Source organism: Microbacterium azadirachtae (genome assembly GCF_000956545.1).
Lineage (GTDB): Bacteria > Actinomycetota > Actinomycetes > Actinomycetales > Microbacteriaceae > Microbacterium > Microbacterium azadirachtae.
Genome location: NZ_JYIT01000080.1, coordinates 123,136 through 129,334 on the forward strand (window position 1 = coordinate 123,136; position 6,199 = coordinate 129,334).

Here is a 6,199-nt window from a genome sequence, read left to right on the forward strand (position 1 = left end):
CGCGCGGCCCCCGGATCCGGACAGCCGGTTGACTTCCGCCCGCTCCCGGTCGTTCGCTGGTCGCAGATCGCGGCTTTCCCTGCGGAATGCGCGCGATCCGCGACCAGCGAGCCGGAGGGGCGTCCGCCGACGAGCGGACCGCCCCGGTGGTCGTCAGAGCTGCGCCAGGAGTCCCTTCATCTCTGCGATCTCGGCGGTCTGCGCACGGATGATCGCGACCGCGAGCGCGACGGCGGAGGGATCCAGGCCGTCGGCCTTCTCGGTGCGCGCCATCACGACCGCGCCCTCATGGTGCGCGATCATCTGCTCGAGGAACAGCTTCGCCGCCTCCGGGCCGGACGCGGCGTCGAGCGCGGCCATGTCGGCGTCGCTCATCATGCCGTCCCCGTGATCCATGGATCCCGGGGCTGCGGACGGCACGCCCCAGTCGGCGAGCCACCCGCGCATCGTCGTGATCTCCGGCGCCTGCGCGACCTTGATCCTGGTCGCCAGATCGACGACCCGGGGGTCGACGCCTGTCTTGGCGAGCAGGGCATCGCTCATCTCGATCGCCTGCCGATGGTGCTCGATCATCATGGTCGCGAACATCGCATCGGCGTCGTTCGCCGTCGCCGAGGGGGTCGGCCCCGCAGCGTGCGTCATCCCGGGCATCCCTGAGTGGGTGGTGGTCGGCGCGCACGCGGTGAGCGCGGTTCCTGCGATGGCGATCGCGCCGATCGCGAGGACGCGGTGGACAGTGCGGATGGTCATGGTGTCTCTGCTTTCGTCGTCGATGACGCGCCCCGCTGGACAGCGGGCGCGTGGTCTCTCCCGGGGCGTCCACCGGCTTCCGGCGATGACGGGACGCTCCGGCGTCGACTCATCTGCGACTGATGCAGAGCACGGAGATGCTCGGCGGACGCGGATCCGCCGAGACCGGCGCCGTGGAGGCGACGACGACGGCGAGCGCGGGACGGAGGTCTTCCGCAGGAGGCCCAGGAAGGGCGGCGGGAGCGATCGGCGCGAGCACGCAGGAGGACGCGATCGACGCATGCTCGGCGCAATCGGCGCAGCCGTGCGTGGGCTCGGCGATCGCGTGATCTGCGATCACGGCACTCCAGGTCGGGCCGGGCAGGGGGTGCTCCCCGGCTGCCGGCGTGCCATGCCCTGCGAGCATATGCATGCCGAGCAGTCCGACGATCACTGCGGAGACGAGGAGCAGGATCCGCAGCGACCACGTCGACGACGTGTCGCGGCTCCGGATCCAATACCCCACGGGGGTACAGCATAGCCGCCTCGGCCCGGTGGGAGCGCCGGCGACGGGCTGGGACGGCTGCAGGATCGTGCGACGCCTGCAGGGCCCGTTCGCGGATCTGGTCATGCCTCCGTATCGGGGTCCTGCAGGCGTCGCAGAGGGACGGGCGTCACACGAGCGAAGGGCCCTACTTCTTCACCCAGTCGAACTGGCCGGCGTTCTTCTCGACCCACGCGTCGATCGCCTGGGGCTCCTTGCCCTCGCCGAACCGGTTCACTACCAGGTCCTCGAGCGAGCCGTACTGCGCATCGTCGAGCGTGATCTTCGAGATCAGTTCCGCGGCGTCGGGATGCTTCTCGGCGAAGCCCTTCGCGCCCAGGAAGTGCAGGCCCTCCGGCTTGCCCATCGCGCCCTTCGGATCCTTCAGATCCTTCACCGGGAAGGCGCTGTTGGCCCAGAACGGACGCCACAGCGTGACGGCGATGTCCTGCTTCTTGTCGGTCGCCGACTTCAGCTCCGTGAGCATCGCCGCGGTCGACGACGTGACGAGCTGGTACTCGCCGTCGAGACCGTACGCGGGCAGCATCTTCTGCGTCTGCGCGGTGAGACCGGCTCCCGGCTCGATGCCGATGATCTTCCCCCCGAACTTCGAGGCATTCCCCGTGAGCTGGTCGATCGAGTCGATGTCGCTGTAGGTCGGCACCGCGATCGTGAGGCGGGCGTTGTCGTAGTACGTGCCGAGATCGTCGATCGACCCCTTGTACTTGTCCATGTACGCCTTCTGCGTGACCTCGGGCCAGGCCGACGGGAAGATGTCGACGTCGCCCTGGGACAGGCCCGCGTAGAGGGGACCGGCGTCGGAGAGCGTCTGCATCTTCACGTCGTAGCCGAGCTTGCCGAGCTGATCCTGCAGCAGGTACGCGGTGCTCAGCCCGTCGGTCCAACTCGGCAGGAAGCCGATCGTGATCGTGCCCTTGTCTCCGGATCCGGAGCTCTTCGCCGGCGCCTTGCCTGCCAGTTCGAGCGTGCCGCCCGCGCCGTCGCTCGCGCATCCGGCCAGGGCGAGGGCGGCCGCGACGCCGAGTGCCGCGACGGCGGCGATCTTGGACTTACGCATTCTGCAGCTCCTTCTCTTCGACGGTCGGTGCAGGGGTGTCGCCGGCGACGGCGGGAACCGCCGCCAGGCGCCGCGCGGCGCGACGGCGCGCGAGAACGCCGAGCAGCGACGACGGCTGCTGACCGAGCGAGCCCAGCGACGCGGTGACCCGGTCGAGGAAGACCGCGATCAGCACGACCCCGAGACCTGCCTCGACGCCCTTGGCGATGTTCACGGTCGAGATCGCCTCGACCACGAGCTTGCCGAGCCCATCGGCCCCCGCCATTCCGGCGATGACGGCCATCGACAGCGCGAGCATGATCACCTGGTTGACGCCGGCGAGGATGGTCGGCATCGCGAGCGGAAGCTGGATCCCGCGGAGGATCTGGCCCGGCGTCGCACCGAACGACTGCCCTGCCTCGACCGTCTCGGAGTCCACTCCGCGGATGCCGAGCTCGGTGAAGCGCACGCCCGGGGGAAGGGCGAAGATCACCGTCGCGACGAGCCCCGGCACGACGCCGATGCTGAAGAACACGATCGCGGGGATGAGGTAGACGAAGGCGGGCATCGTCTGCATGAAGTCGAGCACGGGCTTGAGCACCGCGCGCACCGTGGCGTTGCGCGCGGACCAGATCCCGAGCGGGATCGCGATCAGCACGGTGACGACACCGGCGACGAGCACGAGCGCGAGCGTCTGCATCGCGGGGACCCACAGGCCCATCGCGACGATCACCCCGAAGGAGAGCACGGTGCCGATCGCGAGCTTCCAGGAGCGCACCAGCCACGCGATGAGCGCGGCGATGAGGATCACGACGTAGAACCACGGCATCAGCAGCACGAAGCTCAGGCCGTCGACGAGGAAGGAGACCACGGTCGAGATGACGTGCAGCAGGCCGTCGAGGTTGGCCTTGATCCAGTCGACCGCGACGGCGACCCAGGATCCGAGGGGAAGGACGTTCATCGGGTGACCTCCTCGGTCGGCGCATCCGGCGTGGTCGGCGAGGAGCCGGCGGCGGGGGCCGTCCAGCCGTCGTCGAGCACGGCGTCGACCTCCGCCTGCGGCAGCGGCAGCACCGGCAGGTTGATCTCGCCCGTGGCGCCGGCGCCCGGGCCGAGGGCCGCGAGCAGCGTGATGCGCGGGATGACGCCGACGAGGCGTCCCTCCGCGTCCGCCACGGCGAGCGGCAGCGGCGACTCCACGGCGGGGATGAACAGGTTCATCAGGATCTCGTCCTCGTCGACCACCTGCGCGGCGGGCTTGAGCGCGGAGGTGATTCTGCTCTCACCGCGACGGATCAGCTTCACCACGTCGCGGTCGGTGACGATGCCGATGAGCTTGCGGTCGCGCCCGACCACATAGGTGGCCGACATGAACGCGTCGCGCATCTGCTTGAGCGCGGTGCGAGGTCCGGCGTTCTCCGAGACGACCGGACGCGGACGCTCCATGACGTTCGCCGCCGTGAGCACGCGGGCGCGGTCGACGTCCTGCACGAACTGCTCGACGTAGCTGTTCGCCGGGTCGGTGAGGATGTCCTCCGGCGTGCCGATCTGCACGATGCGGCCGTCGCGCATCACGGCGATGCGGTCGCCGAGGAACATGGCCTCGTTCAGGTCGTGCGTGATGAACACGATGGTCTTGTGGAGCTTCTGCTGCAGCTCGAGCAGCTGCTCCTGCATCTCGCGGCGGATCAGCGGATCCAGCGCGCTGAACGCCTCGTCCATGAGCAGGATGTCGGTGTCGGCGGCGAGCGCGCGGGCGATGCCGACGCGCTGCTGCATCCCGCCGGACAGCTCGGAGGGGAGCTTCTCGCCCTGCCCCTCGAGCCCCACCAGGCCCAGGATCTCCTCGGCCTTGGCCAGGCGCTCGGCCTTGCCGACGCCCTTGAGCTCGAGCGGATAGGCCACGTTCGCGGCCACGGTGCGGTGCGGCAGCAGCGCGAAGTGCTGGAACACCATCGACACGCGGTCGCGGCGGATCTCCCGCAGACGCGAGGCGGGGATGCCCGTGATGGGGTCGCCGGCGACGAGGACGGAGCCGTCGGTCGCCTCGTGCAGGCCGTTGAGCATGCGGATGATCGTCGACTTGCCGGATCCGGACAGGCCCATGATGACGAAGATCTCGCCGCGGTTGACGGTGAAGCTGGCGTCGATCACGGCGGCGGTGCCGGCGTCGGCCACCTCGGATCGGGTTTCGCCGGCCTTGAGGCGCCGGATGGCCTGGTTCGGGTTCCTCCCGAACACCTTGAACAGATGACGCGCTTCCAGAGCGGTTTCGGACACGTTTCCCCCGCGGCCTCACCGGTTCGGGAGGCCTGCATCGGTCACGCCCGGGTGACGATCACGGGGCCGCTTCGACGAAGCCGTGCAGGCGGCGCAGGAGGAGGATTTCGGATCCTCGACAGAGATCATCGACCGTACGCCCGCGCCTCTTCGTGCACAGCAGAGTCGAAAGAAGGACGCGGCCGCGGACTGGTCTTGGGGCCACAAGGCCCGCATTCCAACGTAACGAGATCCTGATCCGGAGGCAAATCCGTCGGTATGTCACCGCGGATCCTGCGGTTCGGGAACGGTCAGCGCCGCACCGACCGGGTCACCGTGAACTTCGGGGTGCGGGTCAGCTGCACCGTCTCTCCGACCGCCGCCGCGAGCGCCCGACGGTGATCGAGGTGCGAGTTGAACACGGTCCATGCCTCGCCCCCGGGACGGAGCATCCGCGCGGCGGCATCGATCAGCCGGCGGCCCGCGCCCTCGTGCACGCTCGCGCCCAGATGGAACGGCGGGTTCAACAGGATCAGATCCACCGATCCTTCCGGGATCGCGGATCCGGCGTCGTCGAGGGTCACGTCCACGCGGGCCGCCACGCCGTTCGCCGCCATCGTGGCGCGGGCCGAGCGCACGGCGGCGGCCGAGCGGTCGGTCGCGATGATCCGCGCCTGCGGTGCCGCGACGGCCAGGGATGCGGCGAGCGCGCCGGTACCGCAGCCGAGGTCGACCGCTGTGAATCCGTCACGCCGGGCGAGGGCCACGAGATCCTGCGCACGCTCGCGCATGACCTCCAGGAGCACCCGCGTGCCGATGTCCACGCGATCGCCGGCGAACGCTCCGCCGTACGCGCAGAGCGTGAGCCCGAACTCCGGGTGCGGCGACGACACCGGGAAGGGCGGATCCGCGGCGACCGGTCGCGGCTCGGCGGCGAGGATCAGGCGCGACTTGCGCTCCCCGCGCTGCGGCTGCACGCGCGCGAAGAACCGTGCGAGCACCTCGTTCTGCGCGAGGGTCATGTGCTTCACCCTGCCGCCGGCGAGCAGCACCGCGTCGGGCGCCGCCCAGCGGGCGACCGCGTCGGCGATCTCCTCGAGCTCGGCGAGCCCCTTCGGCAGCTGCAGGAGCACGAGCCGCGCGCCGCGCAGCAGCTCGGCGTCGAGCTCGTGCGGCGCGAAACCGGTCAGGTCGAGGGCGGCGGCATTGCGGGCGAGCGCACGGCGGCCCGTCACCAGATCCTGATGCACGCGCACGCCGGCGAGGCCCGCGGCGACGAGGGGCAGCGTGAGGGCGCCGTACCCGTCGCCGATCACGGCGATCGCGGATCCGTCGATGTCGCGGTCTGCAGCCTCGGCCAGCGCCGCTGTGACGAGCAGCTCGTCCGTCGCGTCCCAGGCCTGCAGGTTCGGCGCCTCGACATCGGGGAACCGGCGCAGGCGCGCGTACGGGAACTCGGGCACCCGCCCAGAGTACGCGGGGTCGCCGCTCGCCCCGGAACCGGGGAAATTCACGGGTCCGGCTCCTTCCCGGCGCACAGCCCGGGCGAGGATACTGGTCAACGATGAGCGCAACGTTGACCGTCACCCAGGTCGTCCTCCCCACTGCCC

The 6,199-nt window shown here is 70.2% G+C and carries 6 protein-coding genes; all 6 read right to left on the reverse strand.

Annotated features, from left to right (window positions below):
• Nucleotides 1-153: 153 nt before the first annotated feature.
• The gene (locus RL72_RS12235; protein ID WP_045251114.1) at nt 154-750 is read right to left on the reverse strand and encodes a DUF305 domain-containing protein; all 597 of its coding nucleotides are present in this window, start codon (nt 748-750) and stop codon (nt 154-156) included.
• 109 nt (nt 751-859) lie between these two features.
• Entirely contained in the window at nt 860-1,255 is a 396-nt protein-coding gene (locus RL72_RS12240; protein WP_045251115.1) for a DUF6153 family protein, read from the reverse strand.
• A 166-nt stretch (nt 1,256-1,421) separates the two neighbouring features.
• The gene (locus RL72_RS12245) at nt 1,422-2,351 is read right to left on the reverse strand and encodes a glycine betaine ABC transporter substrate-binding protein (RefSeq protein ID WP_045251116.1); all 930 of its coding nucleotides are present in this window, start codon (nt 2,349-2,351) and stop codon (nt 1,422-1,424) included.
• Nucleotides 2,344-3,291: an ABC transporter permease gene (locus RL72_RS12250; protein ID WP_045251117.1), complete on the reverse strand. Its 948-nt coding sequence runs from the start codon at nt 3,289-3,291 to the stop codon at nt 2,344-2,346. The genes RL72_RS12245 and RL72_RS12250 overlap by 8 nt, the downstream gene beginning before the upstream one ends.
• Nucleotides 3,288-4,610, reverse strand: coding sequence for a quaternary amine ABC transporter ATP-binding protein (locus RL72_RS12255; RefSeq protein WP_045251118.1), 1,323 nt, complete (start codon nt 4,608-4,610; stop codon nt 3,288-3,290). The genes RL72_RS12250 and RL72_RS12255 overlap by 4 nt, the downstream gene beginning before the upstream one ends.
• A gap of 290 nt (nt 4,611-4,900) precedes the next feature.
• The gene (locus tag RL72_RS12260; RefSeq protein ID WP_045251119.1) at nt 4,901-6,052 is read right to left on the reverse strand and encodes a class I SAM-dependent methyltransferase; all 1,152 of its coding nucleotides are present in this window, start codon (nt 6,050-6,052) and stop codon (nt 4,901-4,903) included.
• Between the last annotated feature and the right edge of the window lie 147 nt (nt 6,053-6,199).

Coding starts and splice junctions, on each gene's coding strand:
- RL72_RS12235 (WP_045251114.1), bottom strand. CDS start 750: ATGACCATCCGCACTGTCCACCGCGTCCTCGCGATCGGCGCGATCGCC.
- RL72_RS12245 (WP_045251116.1), bottom strand. CDS start 2,351: ATGCGTAAGTCCAAGATCGCCGCCGTCGCGGCACTCGGCGTCGCGGCC.
- RL72_RS12250 (WP_045251117.1), bottom strand. CDS start 3,291: ATGAACGTCCTTCCCCTCGGATCCTGGGTCGCCGTCGCGGTCGACTGG.